Below are 24,322 nucleotides of genomic sequence, written 5' to 3'. Positions count from 1 at the left end.
GGCGGTCGGCGGTACGGGATGTGATGGGGGAGCGCCGCGGGGTCGCGTGTGTCGCGTGCTCGCGGCGTCCTCCTCCTCCGCGCGCCCGGCGGCCCCGTCACTCAGGTGGCCCCCGCGAAAGCGCCCCCCGCCCCCGACTCCCCTGAGGATGCGGGCATGGGTATACGCATGCTCCACCACCGGACGACACCGGCACGGGCAAGCACCGACCGACCCGCCCGCGTGCCACTCCTACCGGTCCCGGTCTTCGCGCCGGGCGCAAGTACCGGCCGCACCCCCACCACCCTCGCGACGGCCCTGCGCCGCACCACGACAGACCTCCGCCGCAGACTCGTCCGCCGGGACCGGACCGCCCCGATGCCGCGCGAGACGCCCGCCTGGCGGCTGTGGGCCGACCTCGCCCGCGGCTACCTGGCGCTCGCCCTCACGCTGCTGCCGCGGACCCGGCCCGCGCACACCTTCACCGTGTTCGTCGCCGGCACCGACGCGCTCAGCGCGCGACCCGGCGGTCCGGCTCCGTACCGGCGCCTTCCGGGCGGGCGGGGACCGGGGCCGGACGCCACACCCTGACCGCCACGGCGTACAGCAGCAGTCCCGGGACGAGCCCCGCGCCCGCCCCGAAGCACACCGTCGGGATCAGCTCCCAGGGTTTCGCCACGTCACCCCAGTAGTCCCACCACCGGGTGGCCCGCCGCACCGCCCCGGCCACCGCACAACCGCCCACCACCGCCCCGGCCCACCACCGGTCCCGCACCAGGAGTACCGGAACGCCCAGCGGCTCGGTCCGGGGCGCCCGGTGCAGCGCCCGCGCCAGGAACACGGCGAGCACGACGGCGGCCACGGCGGAACCGCCGTACTGGAGGTACCAGTACAGAGGAGAGCCCGCGATCTCCCGGCCGAGGACGGGGAACACCCGCATCCCCCACCGGTCGAGATGCGTGAACGCGTCCCACACCACGTGCGTCGACGCCCCCAGCACCGCGGACACGTACCACCACAGCAGGAGCGAGGGCGTCACGCGCGCGCGGGTCGCCCCGCAGCGCAGCAGCGCGGCGACCCGCCCCTGCCGGGCCCTCGGCAGCAGGGCCACCAGCGGCTCGCGCACGAGCAGCCACAGACCCACCAGAGCCCAGGCGATGACCACATCGACGGTGAAGACACCAGGGAAGGCGTGCGTGACGTCCCCGAACTCCATCGCCCCGGACAGGAAACTCGCCGCGTAATAGGTCATGTCGGGCGAGAAGGAGCCCGCCACCAGCGCAGCCGGTACCAGCCGCCCCCGTCCGGTCCCGTCACCCCTCAAAGCGGGCAGGACGGCGGCGGCATGACTGAGGGTGAACGGCAACGGAACTCCTCGTATGGCCAACTGGTGAATATCGGGCGCGAACGGGTCCCCGCGCACAGCAAGTTGCCGTAGGGTCGCGTGCGGCACCGTACTGATCGAACAGACGAACATCGCGCGGGAAAGTTGCGGCGCAACCTCCGGCGCGCACCGATCGTCGCAACAGGACGGGTACGACGGGCGAGTACGACAGCCGGGAACGAACGGACGGACGCGCGGGCGTCCATGGGAGGGGTTCACTCTATGGCGGCGCAATTCGACAGGAGGCTCCGCAAGGCGGCGGTCACCACCACCGTGGCAGCGGTCGCGGTCGCGGCCCTGTCCGCGTCCCAGGCTCCCAACGTGACGGCCGACGCCAACGGCAGACAGACCACCTCCGACAACGTGCCGACCTTCGACACGCCCGCCGAGGAGAGCGCGACCGGCAACTCTCCCTACTACACGGACCTGCCGCCGCTGAACAGCCCGAGCCCCGCGCCGACCATCGGCACCCCCGCGTCCCGGACACCGTCCGAGGCGGGCATCCCCGCCACGGTCCTCGACGCCTACAAGAAGGCCGAGTCGGAGCTGCGCCGGTCCAAGCCAGGCTGCAACCTCCCCTGGCAACTCCTCGCCGCCATCGGCAAGGTGGAGTCGGGTCAGGCCCGCGGCGGCCGCGTCACCGCCGACGGCACCACGACCAGTCCGATCATCGGCCCGCAGCTCGACGGCAACGGCTTCGCGCTCATCAAGGACACCGACAACGGCGTCTACGACGGCAACAGCGCCTACGACAACGCCGTCGGCCCCATGCAGTTCATCCCCTCCACCTGGGCGTGGGCGGGCCGCGACGGCAACGGTGACGGCAAGGAAGACCCCAACAACATCTACGACGCCGCGCTCTCCGCCGGCCACTACCTGTGCCGCAACGGCTGGGACCTGTCCGACCAGGCCGACCTCAAGCGCGCGATCCTCAGCTACAACAACTCCCAGGACTACCTGTACACGGTCCTGTCGTGGCTGGAGCACTACCGCAAGGGCACCCACGAGATCCCGGACGGCACCGGCACCCTGCCCGTGGGCCGCAGCGACGACGGCGCCGCGAGCGGACGCCAGACGTCCCCCGGCGGTACGGGCGCGACCACGCGCCCCACGTCCCCCGGCACGCCGTCGCCCAGCCCGGTCAAGCCGGGCGGTTCCACCGCACCCGGCACACCCACTGCCCCGCCGGACTCCGGCACCGGCTCCCCGAGCCCCAAGCCGCCGACCGACCCGGAGACCCCGTCCGGCACCCCGACCCCCACCGACACGGTGCACCACCTGGAGAACGCCGGGACCACGGGGCTCACCGCGGTCGCGGGCGACACCTTCACCAGGAAGATCAGCACCCGCGCCGAGACCGAGGCCGGAAAGGCCGTCGGCAAGGTGCGGATCCGCTTCACCGTGCTGGGCGACACGGACGCCACCTTCGCCGGCGGCGAGAAGGTCGCCGTGGCCACCACCGACGCCTCCGGCGTGGCGGTCGCGCCCGCACTGGTCGCGGGCGAGAAGACCGGCGCCTTCACCGTGCGCGCCGCCGTCGCCGGCCGCACCGTCCCCGGCATCGACTACAGGGCGACCGTCACCGAGCGGGTCGCCGACGCCCTCGCGCGCACCGGCGCGACCGAGCTGACGTGCACGCCCGGCGGCGAGTTCGCGGACCGGGTCGCGGTCAAGGCCACGTACCGGGGCGCCGCCGCGGACAAGGTCGCCGTCACCGCCACGCTCGCCAAGTCGGTTCTCGACCCGGCCGAGAACGACAAGGGCCCCTACTTCAAGGACGCCGACGGCAAGCCCGTCCGCACCCTGACCGGCCTGAAGACCGACGCCAAGGGCCTGCTGACGCTGCCGAAGCTGTACGCGGACGACACCAGCGGCACGTTCGTGCTGCGTCTCACCACCGCGGGCGGCGCCGCCCTCAACGTCCAGCTGAAGGTGGCCGAGGCGGAGCCGACGCCGAGCCCGTCCCCCGAATCGCCCGACGCCTCGCCCAGCCCCTCGACCGAGCCGTCGACGGAGCCGGAAGCGTAGGCGCGGCACCCGCGCGAACGACCGAGGGGCGCCCTCCGCTTCGGCGGGGGCGCCCCTCGGCGCGTCGTCACCCGCTCACTTCGCGAGCCGGGCCTTGGTGTGCCGGGTGGGCTCCGCGGTGGCCGGGTCCTCGGGCCACGGATGCTTCGGGTAGCGGCCGCGCAGCTCCGCCCGTACGCCGAAGTAGCCGTCCTTCCAGAAGGAGGCCAGGTCGGCGGTGACCGCGGCCGGGCGGCCGGCGGGGGAGAGGAGATGGACGAGGAGCGGCACCCCGGCGACCTCGGGCGAGCGGTGCAGTCCGAACATCTCCTGCAACTTCACCGCGAGCACCGGCTGCGCGGGGTCGTCGTAGTCGATCCGGACCCTGGACCCGCTGGGGACGGTGATCCGCTCCGGCGCGAGTTCGTCGAGCCGTGCCGCTTCCCCCGAGGCCCAGGGCAGCAGCCGTGCCAGTGCCTGTCCGGCGTCGATCCGTGCCACGTCGGCCCGCCGACGGGCCCGGCTCAGCTCGGGCTCCAGCCACTCGTCCACGCGCGCGTGCAGCGCGTCGTCCGAGACGTCGGGCCAGGGCTCGCCGAGCCGCCGCCGCAGAAAGGCGAGCCGTTGCCGCAGTACCACCGCGTCGGCCGGCCAACGCAGCAACCCGAACCCCTCTCGCCGCAGTCCCTCCAGGAGCGCGTTCCGCACGAGAGAGGGGTCGGCGGCGGTGAGCGGCCGTGCCGTGAGCTCCACCGCCCCGAGCCGTTCGACGTGCCGGGCCACGACGTCGCCGTCGGCCCAGTGGACCTCGTCCGTCTCCTCCAGCAGCGCCCCCGCCGCCAGCCGGGCCGTCGCCTCGTCCACGACCGCGCCGAGCCGCACGCGCGCGTGCCCCTTCCCCACGGGCCGGTCGGCCACCGCCACGGCGATCCACGGTGCCCCGCGCAGCGCCGACGCCTCCGGGAGTTCGGCCCGGGTGCCGGACACCATGAGGTACGAACCGCCGTCCTTCCGGGCCACCCGCTCGGGGAACGCGAGCGCGGTCACCAGCCCGGCGACACCGTCGTCGGTGACCTCCCGCCCCACGCCGGGGCCGGAGTCCTGCCCGGCGGCCTGCAGCCGTCGGACCTCGGTCCGCCACCGGGCCCCGTAGGCATCGGCCCCGCGCCGAGCGGTGCGCAGCGCGGCCACCAGATCGTCCCCGTACTCCCGGGGCGGCTCCTCACTGAGCAGGGCCACCACCTCGGCCACCGCCGCCGGGCCACCGACGTCGGGGCCTGCGGCGTCGGAGGGCCGGCTGCCCGGGGCGCGGGTACCCGGGCCCCGGTCGTCGCGGGCCCCCTCGCCCGGGAGGCGCGCGTGGGGAGCGTCCGCGTCCCCGACGCCGGTGTCCGTGCGTGTGCCGGAGCCCCGCGGGTGAGAAGACCCCCGTGCCCCCGTCACCGTGCCCCGCGCGTCGAGCAACGCCCGCCCGAGGCGGGGATGCAGCCCGAGGCGGGCCAGCCGTGCGCCCCGTTCGGTGGCACGACCGGCACGGTCCACCGCGCCCACCGCCGTCAGCACCGACCGGGCCGCCGCCATCGCCCCGCCCGGCGGCGGATCGAGCAGCGCCAGCCCGGAGGCGTCAGGATCGCCCCAGCAGGCCGCCTGGAGCGCGAACGCCGTCAGGTCGGCCACCTTGATCTCCGGTGCCGGGAAGCGCGGCAGACGGGCGTCCTCGGCCTCCGCCCAGCAGCGGTACACCGCGCCCGGCGCCTCACGTCCGGCCCGCCCCGCCCGCTGCCGGCCCGCGGCACGCGAGGCCCGAACCGTCGTCAGCGCGCTCAGCCCCCGCGCGTGGTCCACCCGGGGCTCCCGGGCCAGACCCGCGTCCACGACCACCCGCACGCCCGGGACCGTCAGCGACGACTCGGCCACCGCGGTCGCCAGCACCACCCGGCGCCGTGCGCCCGGCGCCAGCACCGCGTCCTGCACGGCCGCCGGCGCCCGCCCGTGCACCTGGAGCACCTCGACGTCCCCGATGCCCGTCAACTGCCCGGCGACCCGGGCGATCTCACCGACCCCCGGCAGGAAACACAGCACGTCCCCGTCCCGCTCGGCCAGCGCCCGGCGCACCACCGACGCCACGTGCGCGAGCAGCGCCGGGTCCACCCGCATGCCGTGCGGCGGCCGCACCGGGCGCGCAGGCGGCGCCCACACCACCTCCACGGGGTACGACACCCCCTGCGCCTCGACGACCGGCGCGTCGCCCAGCAGGCGGGCCCAGCCCTCGGCGTCGGTCGTCGCCGACGCGGCCACCAGCCGCAGCTCCGGCCGCAGCGCCTGCCGCACGTCCCACAGGAACGCCGCCGTGGTGTCCGCGTCCAGATGCCGCTCGTGACACTCGTCGAGCACCACCACGTCGACGCCCGTCAGCTCCTGGTCCCGCTGGAGCCGCTGCAGCAGCACACCGGTCGTGACGACCTCCACGCGCCCGTGCCGCCCGACGACCCGCTCGCCGCGCACGGTGTACCCGACGCTCCCGCCGGGCTTCTCGCCCAGCAGCCACGCCATTCGCCGGGCCGCCGCCCGCGCGGCGATCCGCCGCGGCTCGGCCACGACCACGCGCCGCGCGGGACCCTCACCCAGCAGCCCCGCCAGCGCGAGCGGCACCAGCGTCGTCTTGCCGGTGCCGGGCGGCGCGACCAGCACCGCGGTGCCGTGCCCCTCCAGGGCGTCGTGCAGGGCGGGCAGGGCACCGCGTACGGGCAGGGCGTCCAGGGCGTCGTAACGGATCACGCCCCCAGTGTCGTACGCCCGCGAAACCGTCCTCCACGCGCGCGTACGTACCGGGCCGAGCGGGCGCGTGCCTCAGTCGCGCTCGCAGACGAAGATCGCCGTCCCGGGGATCAGACGACCGCGCAGCGGCGACCAGCCGCCCCACTCGGAGGTGTTCCAGTCCGGCCACTCCGGTTCGACGAGGTCCACCAGCCGGAACCCGGAAGTCACCACGTCCCGCACCCGGTCGCCGAGCGTGCTGTGGTGCTCGACGTACACCGCGCGGCCCTCGTCGTCCTGCTCGACGTACGGCGTGCGGTCGAAGTAGGAGCCGGACACCGACAGGCCCTCGGGGCCCGGCTCGTCCGGGAACGCCCAGCGCAGCGGGTGCGTCACGGAGAAGACGAAACGGCCCCCGGGCCGCAGCACCCGGCGCACCTCCCGCAGCACCAGCCGCGGATCGGCGACGAAGGGCAGCGCCCCGTACGCCGAGCACGCCAGGTCGAAGGAGCCGTCCGCGAAGGGCAGCACGGCCGCGTCCGCGCAGACCAGGGGGAAGGAGGAGCCGATGCGCAGCGCGTGCTGGAGCTGGCGGTGGGAGAGGTCCAGCGCCACCGGACGCGCTCCCTGGGCGGTCAGCCAGCGCGAGCACTGGGCGGCGCCGGCGCCGATCTCCAGGACGTCCTTGCCCTTCAGGTCCTCCGGCGGGCCGAGCAGCTCGGCCTCCACCTCGTCCAGGCCTTCGGGGCACCACACGAAGCGGTCGTCGCCGAGGAAGGTGCCGTGCTCGATCTGGTACTCGTCCGCGTTTCGGTCCCACCAGCCGCGGTTGGCGCGGGAGCTCTCCGTGACACCGGCGGCACGCCGGGTGGCCTCGGGCTCGGCGGGTCCGCCGGCTTCGGCCTCGGACGCTACGAACTCTTGGATGACCGGCTCCCTCGTACTAGTCTGCGGGCTCTTCCGTGCCGCCGGCCCCGCGTGTCGCAAGGGACGTCCGAGGGGTCCATGTGGCCTCGGTGGACGGCACTTGTGCCGGGAATGCGGCGATCCGCCCCGGGTGTGCGGCTTCGCGCATTGACCCCGCCCGGCTGCCCCCGTATGCTACAAGTTGCGCTGCGGGCCTGCGCACCTCAGACGTAGCAGGTCGCGCTCGCATCTGTTGTATGTCCCCTCGGTTCTCGAGGCGTCACCAGCGGTTTTCGGTGACGCTTACTTGGCTGTCCGGCTTCTGCAGAGCGAAACGGGCTCCCGGCGTAAGCAGTACCTACGACTCAATGTCCGTACCGGAGCCCTTTCCCACATGACGAGCAGCACCGAGACCACCGCCACCACCCCGCAGGTAGCGGTCAACGACATCGGTAACGAGGAAGCCTTCCTCGCCGCGATCGACGAGACGATCAAGTACTTCAACGACGGCGACATCGTCGACGGCGTCATCGTGAAGGTCGACCGGGACGAGGTCCTGCTCGACATCGGTTACAAGACCGAAGGCGTTATCCCGAGCCGCGAGCTCTCGATCAAGCACGACGTCGACCCCAACGAGGTCGTCGCCGTCGGTGACGAGATCGAAGCCCTTGTTCTCCAGAAGGAGGACAAGGAAGGCCGCCTGATCCTCTCGAAGAAGCGCGCCCAGTACGAGCGTGCCTGGGGCACCATCGAGAAGATCAAGGAAGAGGACGGGATCGTCACCGGTACCGTCATCGAGGTCGTCAAGGGTGGTCTCATCCTCGACATCGGCCTCCGTGGCTTCCTCCCGGCCTCCCTGGTCGAGATGCGCCGCGTCCGCGACCTCCAGCCCTACGTGGGCAAGGAGCTCGAGGCCAAGATCATCGAGCTGGACAAGAACCGCAACAACGTGGTCCTGTCCCGCCGTGCCTGGCTGGAGCAGACCCAGTCCGAGGTCCGCCAGACCTTCCTCACCACCCTCCAGAAGGGTCAGGTGCGGTCCGGCGTCGTCTCCTCGATCGTCAACTTCGGTGCCTTCGTGGACCTGGGTGGCGTCGACGGTCTGGTCCACGTCTCCGAGCTGTCCTGGAAGCACATCGACCACCCCTCCGAGGTCGTCGAGGTCGGTCAGGAAGTCACCGTCGAGGTCCTCGACGTGGACATGGACCGCGAGCGCGTCTCCCTGTCGCTGAAGGCGACCCAGGAAGACCCGTGGCAGCAGTTCGCCCGCACCCACCAGATCGGCCAGGTCGTGCCCGGCAAGGTCACGAAGCTGGTGCCGTTCGGTGCGTTCGTCCGCGTGGACGAGGGCATCGAGGGTCTGGTCCACATCTCCGAGCTGGCCGAGCGCCACGTGGAGATCCCGGAGCAGGTCGTCCAGGTCAACGACGAGATCTTCGTCAAGGTCATCGACATCGACCTCGAGCGCCGTCGCATCAGCCTCTCGCTGAAGCAGGCCAACGAGGCCTTCGGTGCCGACCCGTCGGCGGTCGAGTTCGACCCGACCCTGTACGGCATGGCCGCGTCCTACGACGACCAGGGCAACTACATCTACCCCGAGGGCTTCGACCCCGAGACCAACGACTGGCTCGAGGGCTACGAGACCCAGCGCGAGGCGTGGGAGACCCAGTACGCCGAGGCGCAGCAGCGCTTCGAGCAGCACCAGGCGCAGGTCATCAAGTCCCGCGAGGCGGACGAGAAGGCCGCTGCCGAGGGTGGCGACACCGCGGGTGCGGCTCCGGCCGCGTCCGGTGGCGGCTCGTACTCCTCCGAGGGTGGCGACCAGTCGGGCGCCCTGGCGTCGGACGAGGCGCTGGCCGCGCTGCGCGAGAAGCTGGCCGGCGGCCAGAGCTGACCGCGGGCCGCTGAGGCTCAGCCGTTGACCGAGGGGCCGTACCTTTCGAGGTGCGGCCCCTCAGCCGTGCCCGCGACACGGACAAGATCACAGCCCTGCCGGCCGGGAATGCCGGCCCCCGTGCGGACGTTGTGACGTACGGACACGAGGAGGGGAGCGGACACTGTGCTTGATCCGCAGGGTTTGTACGCATGGGAGCCGAAGGGCCTGGCCGTCGTCGACATGGCACTCGCCCAGGAGTCGGCCGGACTGGTCATGCTCTACCACTTCGACGGATACATCGACGCCGGCGAGACCGGCGACCAGATCGTCGACCAGGTGCTCGACTCTCTGCCGCACCAGGTCGTCGCCCGCTTCGACCACGACCGCCTCGTGGACTACCGGGCCCGCCGCCCGCTGCTGACCTTCAAGCGGGACACCTGGACGGCCTACGAGGAGCCCACCATCGAGGTGCGGCTCGTCCAGGACGCCACCGGAGCGCCCTTCCTGCTGCTGTCGGGCCCAGAACCGGACGTGGAGTGGGAGCGCTTCGCCGCCGCCGTGCGGCAGATCGTGGAGCGGCTCGGTGTCCGCCTGTCGGTCAACTTCCACGGCATCCCCATGGGCGTCCCGCACACCCGCCCCGTCGGCATCACCCCGCACGGCACCCGCACCGACCTGGTCCCGGGCCACGCCAGCCCCTTCGAGGAGGCGCAGGTCCCCGGCAGCGCCGAGGCACTCGTCGAGTACCGCCTCATGCAGGCCGGCCACGAGGTGCTGGGCGTCGCCGCGCACGTCCCGCACTACATCGCCCGCTCGCCGTACCCGGACGCGGCGCTGACCGTGCTGGAGGCGATCACCGGGGCGACCGGACTGGTCCTGCCGGGCATCGCGCACTCGCTGCGCACCGAGGCCCACCGCACCCAGACCGAGATCGACCGGCAGATCCAGGAGGGCGACGAGGAGCTCACCGCCCTCGTGCAGGGCCTGGAGCACCAGTACGACGCCGCCGCCGGCGCCGAGACGCGCGGCAACATGCTCGCCGAGCCCCTCGAGATCCCCTCGGCGGACGAGATCGGCCGCGAGTTCGAACGGTTCCTGGCGGAGCGGGAGGGCGACGGCTGATCCGCTAGTCTGGCGGACGATCATGCCCCGTCTCTCCCCGCCGTGGCGGGGCCGTTCCGGGGGGTCTGACCGGCGGTATCGGAGTCGGCAAGTTGCTCCCCGCACTCGCGGGGACCGGTGATGTGGAGGCGCGGTCGTGCTGTCCGTGGGCCTGACCGGCGGGATCGGCGCCGGCAAGAGCGAGGTGTCGCGGCTGCTCGTCGAGCACGGTGCCGTACTGATCGACGCGGACCGGATCGCGCGCGAGGTCGTCGCGCCGGGGACCCCGGGGCTCGCGGCGGTCGTGGCGGCCTTCGGCGAGGAGGTCCTGGCCGAGGACGGCAGTCTGGACCGGCCGAAGCTCGGCTCGATCGTGTTCGCCGACCCGGAGAAGCTGGCCGCGCTGAACTCGATCGTCCACCCCTTGGTCGGTGACCGTTCCCGGGCCCTGGAGGAGGCCGCCGCCGAGGACGCCGTCGTCGTGCACGACGTGCCCCTGCTCACGGAGAACGGCCTGGCCCCGCTCTACGACGTCGTGGTCGTCGTCGACGCCGACCCCGCCACCCAGCTCGACCGGCTGGTACGGCTGCGGGGCATGACCGAGCAGGACGCGCGGGCCCGCATGGCCGCCCAGGCGACGCGCGAGCAGCGCCGGGAGATCGCCGACGTGATCATCGACAACGACGTACCGCTGGACCGCCTGCGGAGCCGCGTGGCCGAGGTGTGGGCCGAGCTGGCCCGCAGGGCGCACCAGCCGCGCTGAGCGGGCCGGCGGTGCCCGCCGCCGCGGGCGTCGATCAGTACGGCCTCGGCCGCGGTCCTGGCCGTGATGGCGCAAGGAATAGTCGCATCCGCGCGGGCGTTGATCCGTCCCAGCGAGGGAAGGACTCAGCCGTGCCCGACACCAGCGGATCGACCGGACGTACGCCGGAGACGGATGTGATCGACTTCCGCGCGGCCGAGCAACTGCTCGCGGCGCGGGACCCGCGGGGCGCGGTGAAACTGCTCGACGGGGTCATCGGCGCCCACCCCGAGAACACGGCCGCGCGGCTGCTGCGCGCGCGTGCCTTCTTCGCGGCGGCCCAACTGCGACCGGCCGAGCTGGAGTTCACCATCGTCCTGGAGCGTGAACCGGACAACGCCTTCGCGCACTTCGCGCTCGCCCGCACCTACGAACGCCGGGGGTGCGGCGAGCAGGCCCGCCGCCACTTCCGCCTGGCCGCGGCGCTGGACCCGAACCCGGAGTACCTGCGACAGGCACGCTTCGAGGCCTGACGGGCACGGAGGAAGCCCGGCCCGCCCCGGACCGGTGCCCGGCGGACTCGACGGACCGCGCGGGGCCTCAGCCGCTCGGCGGACGGTACGGCGGGATGTCGCGGCCGGGCTGGTAGTGCGGCCCCTGGCGGATGTGCCGGAGGACGACGACGAGGTCGACGGTGGCGACGAGCCACAGCACCCCGCACGCGAGCGCCCACCCGAACCGTCCGACGAGCGCGAAGGCGGCCGTGCCGAAGATCGCCCAGGTCAGCCCCCACAGGCTCAGCCAGAAGCGCGCCCGCAGCGCACTGCGCGCGGTGACCGGTTCACTGCCCGTACGCATCGGATCACCGTCCTGTGGCCCTCCTGTGGCCAACGTACTCCGGCCGGCCACGCGGCGGAAACGGGCGCTGCCACGGGACCGGTCGGGCCACGAGACCGCACGCGGCCACGGGCGGGTGAATCGACCGGGCGCGGGGACGGGTGTGCGGGAGCGGGTCGTCGGTCGGGCACGGAGCCGAGAATGCGTGAGGGGCACCAGGGGGACGGGGCCGGGGGCCGCTCAGGGCTTGGCCTTGGCGTCCCTCCGGGCCCGGCTCAGGTTCTCCAGCCCGCGCAGGCGTTCCAGCTCGCGGCGGTCGCGCTTGGTCGGACGGCCGGCGCCGCGGTCACGGATGCCGGCCGGGGCGACGGCCTCACGGGGCGGGGGCGGCGGCGAGTTGTCGACGTAGCACTGGACGGCGACCGGGGCACCGACACGCTTGCGGATCAGCCGCTTGACGACGACCACGCGTTCCCTGCCCTCGTGCCGCAGGCGCACCTCGTCGCCGACGCGCAGCGAGTACGCGGGCTTCACACGCTCGCCGTTCACCCGGACATGGCCGCCCCGGCAGGCGGTCGCGCCGAGGGAGCGGGTCTTGATGAGGCGGACGGCCCAGATCCAGCTGTCCACCCGCACGCTCTCGCCGCTCTGCGGCCCGGCCGCCTCGGCGGCGGCGATCGCGGCTGCGGTCTTCGGGTCCGGGGTCTGTGAAGCGGCTGCGGTCGCCGGGTCCGGGGTGCGTGACGCGGTCGCCCCCGCAGGGTCCGCGGTGTGTGACGCGGCGGTACTGCCGTCGCCCGTGCCGGGCCCGGCCGTTCCGCCGTTGCCGCCCTCGTCGTGCTCGGAAGCCATGCCTCGACCTTAACCGCCCGGCCCGCCGGCGGGGGGCGCCATTTTTTCGGCGGGCGGTGCGGCACCGTCATGGCGTCGCACCGGCATGGCGTCATGGCGTCCCGCGGCAAGTCGTTCAGGGACGGACCGGTCTTACGGTGGAGGCATGGACACCAGCGGCCTCTCCGTTCTCGACCAGCGGATCGCGGGATGCCGTGCCTGCCCGAGACTGGTCGACTGGCGGGAGGAGGTGGCCCGCACCAAACGGGCCGCCTTCGCCGACTGGACGTACTGGGGCCGGCCGGTACCGGGCTTCGGCCCGCCGGACGCGCGGCTGCTGATCGTCGGCCTCGCCCCCGCGGCCCACGGCGGCAACCGCACCGGCCGGATGTTCACCGGTGACCGCTCCGGAGACGTGCTGTACCAGGCGTTGTACGACGTGGGCCTCGCCTCGCAGCCCACCGCGGTCGCCGCCGACGACGGCCTGGAGCTCCACGGAGTGCGCATCACCTCTCCGGTGCACTGCGCCCCGCCCGCCAACAAGCCCACGCCCGCCGAACGCGACACCTGTCGTTCCTGGCTCGTCCAGGAGTTGGGGCTGCTGCGGCCGACGCTGCGGGCCGTGGTCGTACTGGGTGCCTTCGGCTGGCAGGCGGCGCTGCCGGCGTTCGCCGAGGCCGGCTGGACCGTGCCCCGGCCCCGCCCCGCCTTCGCACACGGCGGACACGTCGCGCTGGACGACCCCGAGGGCCCCGCCCTGCACCTCTTCGGCTGCTTCCACGTCAGCCAGCGCAACACGTTCACCGGCCGGCTCACCCCCGAGATGCTCCGGGAGGTGCTGCGCACGGCGGCCGGGCAGGCAGGGCTGACCGCACGGTAATTGAGGATGAGCGGACTAGGGCGGGAGGGCTAGGCTGCGCCGATGGGCCTCTATCCGATGATCGAACCGTACGACCAGGGCATGCTCGACGTCGGCGACGGCAACCACGTCTACTGGGAGACCTCCGGAAATCCGCACGGCAAGCCCGCGGTGGTCCTGCACGGAGGGCCCGGGAGCCGGACGAGCCCCAACCTCCGGCGGTACTTCGACCCCGCCGCCTACCGGATCGTCCTGCTCGACCAGCGCGGCGCCGGACGGTCGCTGCCCCGCGCGAGCGACCACGCCACCGACATGAGCGTCAACACGACCGCTCACCTCATGGCCGACCTGGAGCGGCTCCGCGTCCACCTCGGCATCGAGCGTTGGCTGGTGTGGGGCGTGTCATGGGGCTCGGTCCTGGGCCTGCGGTACGCGCAGACCCACCCGGGCGTGGTCTCCGAGCTGGTGCTGACCGGGGTCGCGACGGGCTCCGACGCCGAGGTGGCCCTCATGACCCGGGGGCTGGGAAAGATCTTCCCCGAGGCCCACGAGCGGTTCCTCGCCGAGCTCCCGGCGGGCGAACGCGACGGCAATCCGGCCGCCGCGTACAACCGGCTGCTCGAGTCGCCCGACGCGGAAGTCCGGGAACGGGCCGCCCGTGCATGGACCGACTGGGAGACGGCGACCATCCCCGCGCCGCCCGGCTCGGTCGCCCGGTTCGAGGACCCGGAGTTCCGCATGGGTTTCGCGCGCACTGTCACGCACTACTGGGGCAACGGCCACTTCCTCGGCGACGGCAACGACGAAGGCGTGGTCCTGCGGGAGGCGCCCCGGCTGAAGGGCATCCCGGGCACCCTGGTGCAGGGCAGCCTCGACTTCGGCAACCTGCTCGGCATCGTCTGGCGGCTCCACCACGCCTGGCCGGACAGCGAGCTGGTGATCGTGGACGAGGCCGGACACGACGCCGGAGAGGTCGGTGACGAGGCCCTGCTGGCGGCGACCGACAAGTACGCCCGCGCCGAAGCCCGTAGGGAGGACTGACCCGGCGGCAGCGCGGCCCCGCGCCGGTCCCTGAGGCCGCCACACGTACCGTACGTCCGGCTCCCGCTCCTCGTTCCCGGCACCGTCCGTCCGCTGGACGGCGGTGAAACCGTGCCGTTCGTAGAAGCGGTGCGCGGGCGTGTTGACCTGGAAGGTCCACAGCGAGAGCCCCGTCGGCCGCAGTTCCTTGGCCAGCGCGACGAACCGGTCCCCGATCCCGCACCCGCGCCGGTCCGGGGCCAGGTACAGCTGCGCCAGCTCGTCCTCGTCCAGCACCATCACTCCGACGACCTCACCACCGGCCGCCTCCGCCACCCACGTCTCGTACCGGCCCGCCACCACCAGGTGCCGGAAGTAGTCCCGGACCTCGTCGTCGGTGCGGGGCCGGACCACGGTCGGCAGCGCGGCGGCGAAGGACCGCAGCCAGACGCCGGCCGCCGCGAGGGCGTCGCCCGCCGACGCGCGCCGCAGGACGACCCGCTCGCCGCCCTCCCGGCTCACGGACGGGTCTCCTCGGGCACGACCGCCGTCGCCGTGATCTCCACCAGCTGTCCCGGGTACCCGAGGCAGCTCACCCCGAGCAACGTCGAGGAATGCGGTCCGGTGCTGAGGCCGGACGCCTCGACGACGTCCCAGACGGCGGACAGCGCGGCGGTCTCGGTGCTCACGACGTACACGTCGGTCGACAGGACGTGGGCCGGCTCGCTGCCGACGGCGCGCAACTGCTCGGTGAGATTCGCGATCACCTGCTCCGCCTGCCTGACCGGGTCGCCCGCACCGACCAGCTTCCCCTCCGCGTCGAGCGGGACGGCCCCGGCCAGGAAGGCGAGCTTGGTCCCGGCCTCGACGACGGAGGCGTGGGAGTAGACGGGCGGCGGGAACAGACCGGGCACGGTGACGCGCTGAATCACGGGGGCTCCAGGAAGGCGTGTACGGGCAGTCAGTCCCACGATCGTCCGGACTCACGGTCCCCGCCGCACCCGAATTTCGCTCGTGCCCCGCCGCCGGGCCGCCTAGGCTGCCCGCGTCCGCCCCCGCCCCCACCCACTGGAGCCCGCGACAGTGCCCTCGCTCACGGACCAGGCCTTCCTCGACACGACCGCCGACCGGCTCGCCGCGCTGCCCACCGTCCGGGCCGTCACGCTGGGCGGCTCCCGCGCCCAGGGCACCCACGGGCCCGACAGCGACTGGGACCTGGCGGTCTACTACCGGGGCGCCTTCGACCCCGACGACGTCCGCGCCCTCGGCTGGGCCGGGGAGGTCTGCGAGGTCGGCGCCTGGGGCGGCGGCGTCTTCAACGGCGGCGCCTGGCTGACGGTCGACGACCGGCGCGTCGACCTGCATTACCGAGACCTCGACGTGGTCGAGCACGAGACGGCGGAGGCGGAGGCGGGACGCTTCGGCATCGAGCCGCTGATGTTCCACCTCGCGGGCATCCCGACGTACCTGGTGGTCGCCGAACTCGCGATCAACGAGGTGCTGCGCGGCGAACTGCCCCGCCCCGCCTACCCCGAGGCCCTCCGGACCACCGCCCCCGACCGCTGGCACGGCGCTGCCGCCGCGACTCTCGCCTACGCCGAGGCGGGCCACGCCCCCAAGGGCGCCCTCGCCCAGGTCGCCGGCGCGATCGCCCTCGCCACGGCCCAGACGGCACACGCGGTGCTGGCGGCACGGGGGGAGTGGGTCACCAACGAGAAGGGGATGGTCCGGCGGGCGGGGCTGGACGGCCCGGACGGGATCGACGGGATCCTCGGGAACCTGACACCGGATCCTCAGGCCCTGGGACGGTCGGTCACGGACGCCGAGGAAGTCCTGCGCGCCGCCGTCGAGTCGGCCCGGAGGGGCTAGCGACAGGCGACGGGCGGGCACGACCCGGTCGCGGTCTTGAAGAACCCGCGGTTCCGGCAGGTCGTCACATCCCCGAAACACGCCCGTCCCCTCTCCTCCAAGAACACCCCTTAGCGTGGAAGCCGCACCGCCCGACACACCCCGGCCCGGCCACCGTCGCCCGAAGGCTCACCCCCGCCCTCGCCCCGACGACAGGAGCCCCGCGCCCCGTGTCCCCCACCGCCCGCACCGCCCGCACCGCCCCCACCGTTCGGCGGACTCCGCCGTCCACCCCCGGCACCAGCCACAGGCCCGCCCTCCCGCCCTGGCTCGCCCACGCCCTGCGCGCCCAGCGCGGACCCGTTCCCTGGGCCGCGGTGGCCCGCGGAGCACTGGCCGGCGGGCCCCTGCTGCTCGCCGCGGTGCTCGCCGGCCGGGCCTCCCTCGGCGTCGTCGCCGCGATCGCCGCCATGCTGGCCGGGATCAACGACCGGCCGGGCAGCCGACGCACCTCCGTCCGGCGCATCGGGGTACCCGCACTCGCGGGAGCCGTCGGGCTGCTCGTCGGGACGTACGCCGGCCAGTACCTGGGAGCGGTCGCGCTGACCCTGGTACTGACCGGGCTCGGACTGGTCGGCGGAGGCATCAGCGCGGTCGGGCCGGTGGCGTCCGCGACCGGGACGCAGCTGCTGGTCACCAGTGCGGTGGGTGCCGGGATGCCGCTGCCCGACCCCGGGTGGCGGAGCGTGCTGGCGTTCCTGGCCGGTGCCGGGTGGCTGCTCACGCTGCGGCTGGTCCTGCCCACGCCCGGGGCGCTCACCGGCGACTCCCGCCTCGATTCCCGCCTCGACTTCCGCTTCGACGGTGAGCGGGCCGCCGTCGCCGACGTGTACGACGCCGTCGCCGCGCTCCTGGAAGCGGCCGGCACCGCACACGCCGTCGCCCGCCGGGCCGCGCTCACCGCCGCGCTCGACCACGCGCAGGACGCGCTCGCCGGGCCCCGGCTGCGGCGCTACGCCTCGTCCGCGGCCGAACGGCGCCTGCACGCCCAGTACGCCGCCGCGCTGCCGCTGGGCGAGGCGGCGACCGCGCTCGCCTGGGCGGGGCGCACCGTGCCGGAGCGGGCGGTCGAGGGGCCCCGGCGGCTCGCGGCGGCCGTCCGCGGCAACACCCTCGCCGGACCGCTGCCCGCCCCCGCCCGGACCGACCCCGCCCTGCGCGCCCTCGACGACGCCCTCCTGCACGCCGCCGAGGCCTTCGACCGGGGCCGGGGCCGTGACCTGCACACCCGCAGGCGGTCGGTGGCCTCGCTGGTGCGCACCGTCCTCGGCGCGGGCGGACGGGAGTACGCCCTGCGCGCCGGTCTGTGCTTCGGGGTCAGTGCCGCCGTCGCCCAGGCCCTGCACCACGGCCAGTGGTACGGGGCGCACCAGCACTGGTACTGGCTGCCCGCCACGGCCGTCTTCCTCGTCAAACCCGACCTCGGCCCCCTCGTGTCCCGGGTGCTGTGCCGGGCTGCCGGGACCGTCGTCGGGGCGCTCCTCTTCGCCGGGTCCGCGGCCGTGCTGCCCCGGCCGGGCGGGCTCGTCGCGCTCGTCGCCGTCTGCGGTGCCCTGGTGCCCGTGGCCGCGCGTCACTTCGCCGCCCAGACCACGGTCGTCACCGTCCTCGTCCTCGCCCTGGTCATGGCGGGCGGCGAACCCCAGGCCTCCGTCGGCCGCATCGGGGAGACGCTGCTGGCCTGCGCGATCGTGCTGGTCGTCGGGCATCTCCCCGTGCCCGGGCAGCGGGGCGGCGGAATCCGCGCCCGGATCGAGGCCGCCGACGCCGCCGCGCACGCCTACCTCGCCCACGTACTCGGAGAGTCCGACGACCGGGCCACCCGGTGGACGCTGCGCCGCGAGGCCTACCGCACGCTCGCCGAGGCCCGCGCCGCGATCGCGCTCGCCGCCGCCGAACTGCCCGCCCTCGCCCGGCACTCCGCGGGCGCGGACGAGGTGGCCGCCGTACTCGAACGGCTCGTCGACACCACCACCGCGTGCGCCGTGCACCTCGACGACACCGGCCGTCTCACGCCCCGCCACGCCGGACGGCTCGCCGGGCTGCGGGACGAACTCGCCATGCGGCGCGGACGGGTGGGCCGTTCCCGTACGTTGGCGTGATGACGCCTTCTTCCCATGAGAAGCCCGCCCGGCTTCCTGAGGAGCGCCCCCGCGAGACGCCCGCCGACCTGATCGTCAGCGGATGTACCGTCCTCGTCCACGACGAACGGGAGCGGATCGGCTTCGAGGAGGACGCGGCCGTCGTCGTACGGGAGGGAGTGATCCATTCCGTGACGACCGCCGCCGCGGTGGACGGCCTTCCCGCGGCCGACCGCATCGACGCCCGCGGGCAGGTCGCCCTCCCCGGCCTGATCAACTGCCACACGCACGCGCCGATGGTCGCCCTGCGCGGCCTCGCCGAGGACCTGCCCACCGAGGAGTGGTTCAACGACGTCGTCTGGCCCGTCGAGTCCAACCTCACCGAGCGGGACGTGGAGCTGGGCACCCGGCTCGCCTGCGCCGAGATGATCCGCGCGGGCGTGACCTGTTTCGCCGACCACTACTTCGCCATGGACGCCGTCGCCGCGGTGGTCGCCGAGTGCGGGATGCGGGCGCTGCTGGGACAGGCGTACTTCTCCTCGCAGGGGCCCCAGGGGCGGGAGAGGTCGCTGGAGTTCGCGCTGCGGCACCGGGGCACCGCCGACGGCCGGATCACGACGGCCCTCGCCCCGCACGCCCCTTACACCGTGACCGACGCCGACCTCGCCACCACCGCGGGCCTCGCCCGCGACCACGGCCTGCCCGTGCACCTGCACGCGGCCGAGAACCGCGACCAGACCGAAACCAGCCTCGCCCGGCACGGAGCCACCCCGATCGGGGTCCTGGAGCGCACCGGCGTCCTCGACACCGACGTGCTCATCGCCCACGGCACCGGCATCACCGAGGACGACCTTCCGCTCCTCGCGCGCGCGAGCGGCCGTACGGCCGTGGCCACCGCGCCCCGCGGCTACCTGAAGTTCGCCTGGCCCACCACCACACCCGTACGCGCCCTGCGCGACATCGGCGTCCCCGTGGGGCTCGCCACCGACGGCGCCGCCTCCAACAACTCCCTGGACGTGTGGGAGTCGATGGCACTGACGGCCCTCGTCCAGAAGTTCACCGAGGGCGATCCCCGCCGGCTCACCTCCCGCCAGGCCCTGCACCACGCCACGGTGCAGAGCGCCGAAGCGGTCGGGCTCGGCGGCACCGTAGGCCGCATCGCGCCGGGGCGGCGGGCCGACCTCGTTCTCGTCGACCTCACCGGCCCGCACACCCAGCCCGTGCACGATCTCGCCGCCACCCTCGTGCACAGCGCGCGCTCCGCCGACGTGCGCACGACGATCGTCGACGGGCGCGTCCTCATGCGGGACCGCGAGCTGCTGACCCTGGACGTCTCGGCGGTGGTGCGCGAACTCGGGGAGCGGCTGCCCGCGCTGACCGACCGCGGCCACGGCCGTCGTATCCAGGAGTACGACACCTGAAAGGCGAGGTCAGCGGCTTACGGGTGCCACCGCGAAAAAAACCTCGCCGGGCCGCGATGAGTTCCGCTCCGCGCGACGGTCACCACCCCGACGGACCGTCGCTTGCCGCACAGGAGGAGCTGGAGCCCATGTCGCTGCCCGAGATCGTCAGCCGCGCGGACTGGCGCGCGGCGCGCGAGGCCTTACTGGCCAAGGAGAAGGCGGCCACACGCGCGCGTGACGCGCTCAACGCCGAGCGGCGCGGGCTGCCGATGGTGGAGGTGGACAAGGAGTACGTGTTCGAGGGCGGCGACGGCAAGGCCACGCTGCTCGACCTCTTCGAGGGCCTCGACCAGCTCGTCGTCTACCACTTCATGTTCGCGCCGGAATGGGACGCCGGCTGCCGCAGCTGCTCCGCCTTCCTGGACCAGATCGGGCACCTCGCGCACCTGCGGGCCCGCGGCACGTCGTTCGCGGCCGTCTCCCGGGCCCCCTACCCGAAGATCCTGCCGTTCAAGGCCCGGATGGGCTGGACCCTGCCCTGGTACTCGTCGTACGTCTGCGACTTCAACACCGACTTCGAGGTGACCCTCGAGCACGAGGGCGAGCTCGTCGAGCGGCCGGGGCTCAGCTGCTTCCTGCGAGACCGGGATCGGGTCTTCCACACCTACTCGACGTACGAGCGCGGCCTCGACGGGCTCGGCTCGACCACCAGCCTGCTCGACCTGACCGCGCTCGGCCGGCGGGAGCAGTGGGAGAAGCCCGCGGGGCGTGCGTCGGCTCTCGGGGCGCCTGCGGGAAGCGAGGGAGTCCGGTACCACGACGAGTACGAGGACTGACACGCACGGTAGCGGTTCGTGTCAAATGGATGAGGCGCCGCTCACACTTTGCGGTGAACGAGTGTCAACTATGTCTCAGTACCATCACCGCACGAGGCATCCGCTCCATGGTTGGCGTTTAACTCTACGAGTACAGCGCTACATGGAGGTGCAGGGTGGTGAACGGGCGAACGGTGCTCGAACGCTTTCCCGCCGGCGGACCGCGAGGATCATGGCCGGCGGAGGAGTTCGCGCAGGCGCGGCGTCTGGAGGGCCTGCCCGCCGAGGTCGTCATGGATCTCGCCACGGACATGTTCCTGGTCATCGTCCGCGGCGGCGACGCCGCGGCCGCCTGACGCGCGGACACCCCGGGGACGGCGTCCGGACACGGACGCCCGGCTCCCGTCAGCCGGACCTCGGGGCGGGCACCGGCCGGCTGGTGAACTGCTCCGCCTGAAGTGAGTACAGCTCCGCGTAGACCCCGCCGGCGGCCAGCAGCTCGTCCGGTGTCCCGGACTCCACGAGGCGGCCCTGGTCGAGGACGTGCACGAGGTCGGCGTGGCGCACGGACGCCAGCCGATGGGTGATGAGTACGACCGTCTGTCCGCTGCCGGCCAGGGCGCGGATCTTCTCGAAGACCTCCAGCTCGGCCCGTGCGTCCAGGGCGGCCGTCGGCTCGTCCACGATGAGGATGCTGCCCTGCCGGTACGCCGCGCGGGCGATGCCGACCCGCTGCCACTGGCCGCCGGACAGCTCGTGGCCGCCGCTGAAGTTCCGGGCGAGCAGGGTGTCCAGCCCGCGCGGCAGGTCCGCGACCACCTCCTCGGCCCCGGCCTCGGCGACCGCCGCGGTCACGCGTTCGTCGCCGAGCGGTACGGAGGAGCGGCCCACCGCGACGTTGACCCGCGCGGTGAACGGCCACCGCTTGAAGTCCTGCGCCACCATCGCGACCCGCTCGGCGAGCGCGTGCCGGTCCACCGCAGCCACGTCGACGCCGTCCCACGTGATCCGGCCCGCGTCCGGTGTGTACAGCCCGGCGAGCAGTTTGACCAGCGTCGTCTTGCCCGAGCCGTTCTCCCCGACGAGCGCCACGATGCGGCCCAGCGGCAGGGAGAGCGTCACGTCGTCGAGGGCCGGGCGGGCCGCGTCGCCCGGATAGCGGAACGTGACGTTCTCGAAGCGGATCTCCTTCGGGTCCTCGGGCAGTGCGGCGCCGCCCACCGGGATGGCCCGGTCGGCGGCCTCCACGTGCAGTCGTTCCAGGTCGCCGACGAAGAGAGCCTCCTCGTGGAGCGCGTTGACCTCCACGACCAGGGTGCCGAGGCTCTGCGAGCCGGTACGGATCGCGATCACCGCCGTACCCGCCACCGACAGGGCCATCGCGCCGCCCAGCAGCAGTCCGCCGAGCGTCGCGTACGTCGCCGCCGTCGCCAGCCCCGTCCACGCGGCCGCGATCAGCCCCGTACGGGCCGCCAGCCGGGCCAGTCGCGCCTGCTCCGCCTCGGCGGTCTCCGACATCGCGCGGAAGTGGCGCAGCAGGAAGGGGCCGACTCCGTGCACCCGGATCTCGGGGGCGGCGGCCGGTTCGATGAGGAGACTCGCCAGCAGCCGCCCCGCCCGCTCGTGCTGCACCCAGGCGTGGAAGGACTCGTACCGGCGACGAGCGAGGGTCAGGGCGCTCCAGGCGCTCGGCAGCGTCATCGTGACCAGCAGCGGCAGCAGGACCGGGTGCAGCACGGTCAGCACGCCGGCCGCCGCGATCAGCGAGATCATCGCGTTCACCACGCGGGTGCCGTACGAGATCATGCGCCGTGCGGAGGCGGCACCGTACTGGGCGGTGTCCAGCAGCTTGTGGAAGGCGTGGTCCTCGATCGCGGACAGTTCCACGGCCGCCGCCCGCTCCAGGTACCGCTCGGTGGCCACCCGTTCCACCTTGGGTTCGAGCCGTCCGGTCGCGTAGGTCGACGCGGCCCGCAGCAGCGCCGCGACCAGCATCATCACGGCCACCGTGATCAGTGCCGGGGCAGCCCCGCGCAGCCGCTCCTCGATCGGGCCGTCGGCCATCAGCCCGGCCAGCACGCTGTTGACCGCCAGCAGGCTGACCGCCTGCGCCATGCCCCGGACCACCTCGGCCGCCAGTACCGTCCGCGCGGCCTGCGGGTCCGCCTGCCGGGCGAGCCGCAGGCTGGACGCCAGCAGGGACGGCAGCCGGGTCAGCATCGCCCGGAAACCCAGCTCCAGGAACGCGTCCGCGTGTTGGTTCCAGCCCATGTCGTAGCGCAGCGGGCCACCGAAGAGGAGCCGCTCGGACTCCGACACACCGGCTGGTTCCGTGTCGCCCTTCCTGCGCACCGTCTGCCTCCCCCGATCGTGGACGGACGGCCACTATCGCGGGGGCGGGGCGCCCGCGGGCAGGGCGCGGACGGGGGGAGCCCGGAGCACGCGGGCGCGCGCCCGGCCGTGGGGCGCCGGGAGGGGGCGTGCGGGGCCGGCGGGGGGAGTGCCGGCGGGCGGCGGGCACGTGCGAGGCGTGAGGTGGTGGCCGGGCCCGGGTGGCGCGGCGGGGTCCACGCGCGTGAGGGGGTGCGGCGGTGGCGCCGGTCTGCCGTCACGCGACGGCGTCCACGCGCGTGCCGCGCGTCGTGACCACGGTGGTCCGTGGGTGCCCAGCCCGCGGCGGCGCTACGCGCTCACCGGCCGCGACCAGGTCGGCGTCGTGTCCGTCAGTCGGCACAGTGCCAGGTACAGCGGGATGGGCGGGGTGTACGGAACCGTGCCGTCCGGCCGGTGGATGAGCCCGGGGACATCCGGGGTGTCGGGGACGACCGCGCCGGTGGCGTACCGCGCGGGGGCGGGCCACTCCAGGGCGTAGTCGGAGTCGGACGGGACGATCCACCACCAGTGCGCGTCGTCGGCGTAGACACATCCCACGCGCGGCAGCCGCGGCATGACCAGGGGACCGAAGCGGGCGGGCACCGCCACCGCGTCGCAACCCAGCGGGGCCGTCATTCCGTCCGGTACGGGCAGCCGCCGCGGCGTCCCCGGGGCGTCCATCCGCCGCTGGAGGCGGAGCAGAGTGTCGAGGCCGAGGGGTCGGATGCCGGACGCAGTCCTCACAGCCATGCGGTCCCCGTTCCGCGGCGCGCCTGAAGGTGGCGTCCCTCCGCCTCGCCGTCGTCGCCCGTGCCGTCGGCAGGGCCGGGCTTGGGGCGGGCGCCCCAGCCCAGGTCGTTGTGGGGCTCCGCCGGGTCGCGCGGGCCGTCGGCCTTGCGCGGCAGTTCCGCCCAGACCAGCAGGCCGGGCCCGTGCTCGTGGGCGCCCCACGCGTCGCACAGGGCGTCGACGAGGAGCAGACCCCGGCCGTGCTCGTCCTCGGGCTGCTGATCGGCCGGCGCATGGGGCTGACCGGGGGCGCAGCCCTCGTCGCGTACGGCTATGCGGACCAGGTCGGCACCGTCGTGCAGCTCGCACACTATGTGTCGGCTCGCGGTGTGCACGATCGCGTTGGTCACCAGCTCGGAGACCACGAGGGCCGCGGTGTCGCAGGTGTCCTCGCACACCGACCAGCCGTTCAGCCGGGCCCGTGTCAGGCGTCTGGCCTGTGCGGGCGAGCCCGGATGTGCGGCCAGCTCGAAACGGAACCGGCGCTCTGCGGCGGCGGACCCCGAAGGGCCGGCTCCCACGGCGGCAGCGAGGCCCAGGGAGCCCGCGGTGGCCTCTGTTCCTAAGGGCGCGGACGGAATCACGCTTGCCACTATCGCCCCGTCGTGAACACTTGGCAAGTGTCACTCTGAAAAATGCAGAGTGCGGTGTGAC

At 73.9% G+C, this 24,322-nt stretch carries 22 protein-coding genes and 1 pseudogene; 13 read left to right on the top strand and 10 right to left on the bottom strand.

Translation table 11 applies throughout. The features are described 5' to 3' along the window. Positions 1-156 precede the first annotated feature (156 nt). The gene (locus tag ACLIN4_RS09015) at positions 157-570 is read left to right on the top strand and encodes a hypothetical protein (protein ID WP_179350200.1); all 414 of its coding nucleotides are present in this window, start codon (positions 157-159) and stop codon (positions 568-570) included. On the opposite strand, the gene ACLIN4_RS09010 is transcribed toward ACLIN4_RS09015, so the two are convergent. After that, positions 491-1,345 carry a DUF4184 family protein gene (locus ACLIN4_RS09010; protein WP_411575647.1) on the bottom strand — a complete coding sequence of 285 codons (855 nt, stop codon included), beginning with the start codon at positions 1,343-1,345 and terminating at the stop codon, positions 491-493. The two genes, ACLIN4_RS09015 and ACLIN4_RS09010, sit on opposite strands and share 80 nt — an antisense overlap. A 240-nt stretch (positions 1,346-1,585) precedes the next feature. On the opposite strand from ACLIN4_RS09010, the gene ACLIN4_RS09005 reads away from it, so the two are divergent. Continuing rightward, positions 1,586-3,391: a lytic transglycosylase domain-containing protein gene (locus ACLIN4_RS09005; protein WP_100044695.1), complete on the top strand. Its 1,806-nt coding sequence runs from the start codon at positions 1,586-1,588 to the stop codon at positions 3,389-3,391. A 75-nt stretch (positions 3,392-3,466) separates the two neighbouring features. On the opposite strand, the gene ACLIN4_RS09000 is transcribed toward ACLIN4_RS09005, so the two are convergent. Continuing rightward, entirely contained in the window at positions 3,467-6,148 is a 2,682-nt protein-coding gene (locus ACLIN4_RS09000) for an ATP-dependent RNA helicase (protein ID WP_411575646.1), read from the bottom strand. Positions 6,149-6,220: 72 nt separating this feature from the next. Continuing rightward, positions 6,221-7,114, bottom strand: coding sequence for a class I SAM-dependent methyltransferase (locus ACLIN4_RS08995; RefSeq protein ID WP_411575645.1), 894 nt, complete (start codon positions 7,112-7,114; stop codon positions 6,221-6,223). A gap of 313 nt (positions 7,115-7,427) precedes the next feature. Here ACLIN4_RS08995 and rpsA point away from each other — a divergent pair, with 313 nt between their 5' ends. The 4 genes from rpsA (at position 7,428) to ACLIN4_RS08975 (ending at position 11,285) form a co-directional block, all read left to right on the top strand. Then, positions 7,428-8,927: a 30S ribosomal protein S1 gene (gene rpsA / locus ACLIN4_RS08990; protein WP_100044691.1), complete on the top strand. Its 1,500-nt coding sequence runs from the start codon at positions 7,428-7,430 to the stop codon at positions 8,925-8,927. 165 nt (positions 8,928-9,092) lie between these two features. Further along, the gene (locus ACLIN4_RS08985; protein WP_107476841.1) at positions 9,093-10,031 is read left to right on the top strand and encodes a PAC2 family protein; all 939 of its coding nucleotides are present in this window, start codon (positions 9,093-9,095) and stop codon (positions 10,029-10,031) included. A 136-nt stretch (positions 10,032-10,167) separates the two neighbouring features. Then, entirely contained in the window at positions 10,168-10,773 is a 606-nt protein-coding gene (gene coaE, locus ACLIN4_RS08980) for a dephospho-CoA kinase (RefSeq protein ID WP_100044690.1), read from the top strand. Between the two features lie 131 nt (positions 10,774-10,904). Next, positions 10,905-11,285, top strand: a complete 381-nt coding sequence (locus ACLIN4_RS08975; protein ID WP_043374149.1) for a tetratricopeptide repeat protein — start codon at positions 10,905-10,907, stop codon at positions 11,283-11,285. 67 nt (positions 11,286-11,352) lie between these two features. On the opposite strand, the gene ACLIN4_RS08970 is transcribed toward ACLIN4_RS08975, so the two are convergent. Together ACLIN4_RS08970 and ACLIN4_RS08965 are read right to left on the bottom strand one after the other, a co-directional pair. Further along, the gene (locus ACLIN4_RS08970) at positions 11,353-11,610 is read right to left on the bottom strand and encodes a DUF6343 family protein (protein WP_107476842.1); all 258 of its coding nucleotides are present in this window, start codon (positions 11,608-11,610) and stop codon (positions 11,353-11,355) included. A 219-nt stretch (positions 11,611-11,829) separates the two neighbouring features. Continuing rightward, positions 11,830-12,441, bottom strand: a complete 612-nt coding sequence (locus ACLIN4_RS08965) for an RNA-binding S4 domain-containing protein (RefSeq protein ID WP_107476843.1) — start codon at positions 12,439-12,441, stop codon at positions 11,830-11,832. A 145-nt stretch (positions 12,442-12,586) separates the two neighbouring features. On the opposite strand from ACLIN4_RS08965, the gene ACLIN4_RS08960 reads away from it, so the two are divergent. After that, positions 12,587-13,300, top strand: a complete 714-nt coding sequence (locus ACLIN4_RS08960) for a uracil-DNA glycosylase (protein WP_107476844.1) — start codon at positions 12,587-12,589, stop codon at positions 13,298-13,300. 42 nt (positions 13,301-13,342) lie between these two features. Further along, complete coding sequence (gene pip / locus ACLIN4_RS08955) at positions 13,343-14,320, top strand: prolyl aminopeptidase (RefSeq protein ID WP_289910963.1); 978 nt, start codon at positions 13,343-13,345, stop codon at positions 14,318-14,320. Positions 14,321-14,353: 33 nt separating this feature from the next. Here pip and ACLIN4_RS08950 read toward each other — a convergent pair. Next, positions 14,354-14,821: pseudogene (locus tag ACLIN4_RS08950) on the bottom strand (GNAT family N-acetyltransferase); the annotation flags it as partial. Then, on the bottom strand, positions 14,818-15,231 hold the full coding sequence (locus ACLIN4_RS08945; RefSeq protein WP_107476846.1) for a RidA family protein: 414 nt from the start codon (positions 15,229-15,231) through the stop codon (positions 14,818-14,820). The gene ACLIN4_RS08945 and the pseudogene ACLIN4_RS08950, both read right to left, overlap by 4 nt. 151 nt (positions 15,232-15,382) lie before the next feature. Here ACLIN4_RS08945 and ACLIN4_RS08940 point away from each other — a divergent pair, with 151 nt between their 5' ends. From ACLIN4_RS08940 to ACLIN4_RS08920, 5 genes are all read left to right on the top strand, one after another. Beyond that, on the top strand, positions 15,383-16,168 hold the full coding sequence (locus tag ACLIN4_RS08940; RefSeq protein WP_289910960.1) for a nucleotidyltransferase domain-containing protein: 786 nt from the start codon (positions 15,383-15,385) through the stop codon (positions 16,166-16,168). A 320-nt stretch (positions 16,169-16,488) separates the two neighbouring features. Continuing rightward, entirely contained in the window at positions 16,489-18,309 is a 1,821-nt protein-coding gene (locus ACLIN4_RS08935; protein ID WP_411576745.1) for an FUSC family protein, read from the top strand. Further along, a complete protein-coding gene (locus ACLIN4_RS08930) occupies positions 18,309-19,709 on the top strand; it encodes an amidohydrolase (protein WP_411575644.1) in 1,401 nt (466 codons plus the stop codon). The genes ACLIN4_RS08935 and ACLIN4_RS08930 overlap by 1 nt, the downstream gene beginning before the upstream one ends. A 128-nt stretch (positions 19,710-19,837) precedes the next feature. Beyond that, entirely contained in the window at positions 19,838-20,527 is a 690-nt protein-coding gene (locus ACLIN4_RS08925; RefSeq protein WP_290013882.1) for a DUF899 domain-containing protein, read from the top strand. Positions 20,528-20,685: 158 nt separating this feature from the next. Beyond that, on the top strand, positions 20,686-20,862 hold the full coding sequence (locus ACLIN4_RS08920) for a hypothetical protein (RefSeq protein WP_078949152.1): 177 nt from the start codon (positions 20,686-20,688) through the stop codon (positions 20,860-20,862). A gap of 49 nt (positions 20,863-20,911) precedes the next feature. Here ACLIN4_RS08920 and ACLIN4_RS08915 read toward each other — a convergent pair whose 3' ends face one another. The 3 genes from ACLIN4_RS08915 to ACLIN4_RS08905 form a co-directional block, all read right to left on the bottom strand. Next, entirely contained in the window at positions 20,912-22,777 is a 1,866-nt protein-coding gene (locus ACLIN4_RS08915; protein ID WP_107480339.1) for an ABC transporter ATP-binding protein, read from the bottom strand. A 411-nt stretch (positions 22,778-23,188) separates the two neighbouring features. Beyond that, positions 23,189-23,629, bottom strand: coding sequence for a hypothetical protein (locus ACLIN4_RS08910; RefSeq protein WP_179342694.1), 441 nt, complete (start codon positions 23,627-23,629; stop codon positions 23,189-23,191). Further along, positions 23,620-24,261, bottom strand: coding sequence for an ATP-binding protein (locus ACLIN4_RS08905; protein WP_107479722.1), 642 nt, complete (start codon positions 24,259-24,261; stop codon positions 23,620-23,622). Before ACLIN4_RS08905 ends, ACLIN4_RS08910 begins: the two co-directional genes overlap by 10 nt. Positions 24,262-24,322 lie beyond the last annotated feature (61 nt).

The sequence above is a fragment of the Streptomyces mutabilis genome (assembly GCF_046628145.1).
Taxonomy (GTDB): Bacteria; Actinomycetota; Actinomycetes; order Streptomycetales; family Streptomycetaceae; genus Streptomyces; species Streptomyces mutabilis.
Note: the sequence above shows the minus strand (reverse complement) of the source record. Positions and strands in the feature narration are given on the sequence as shown.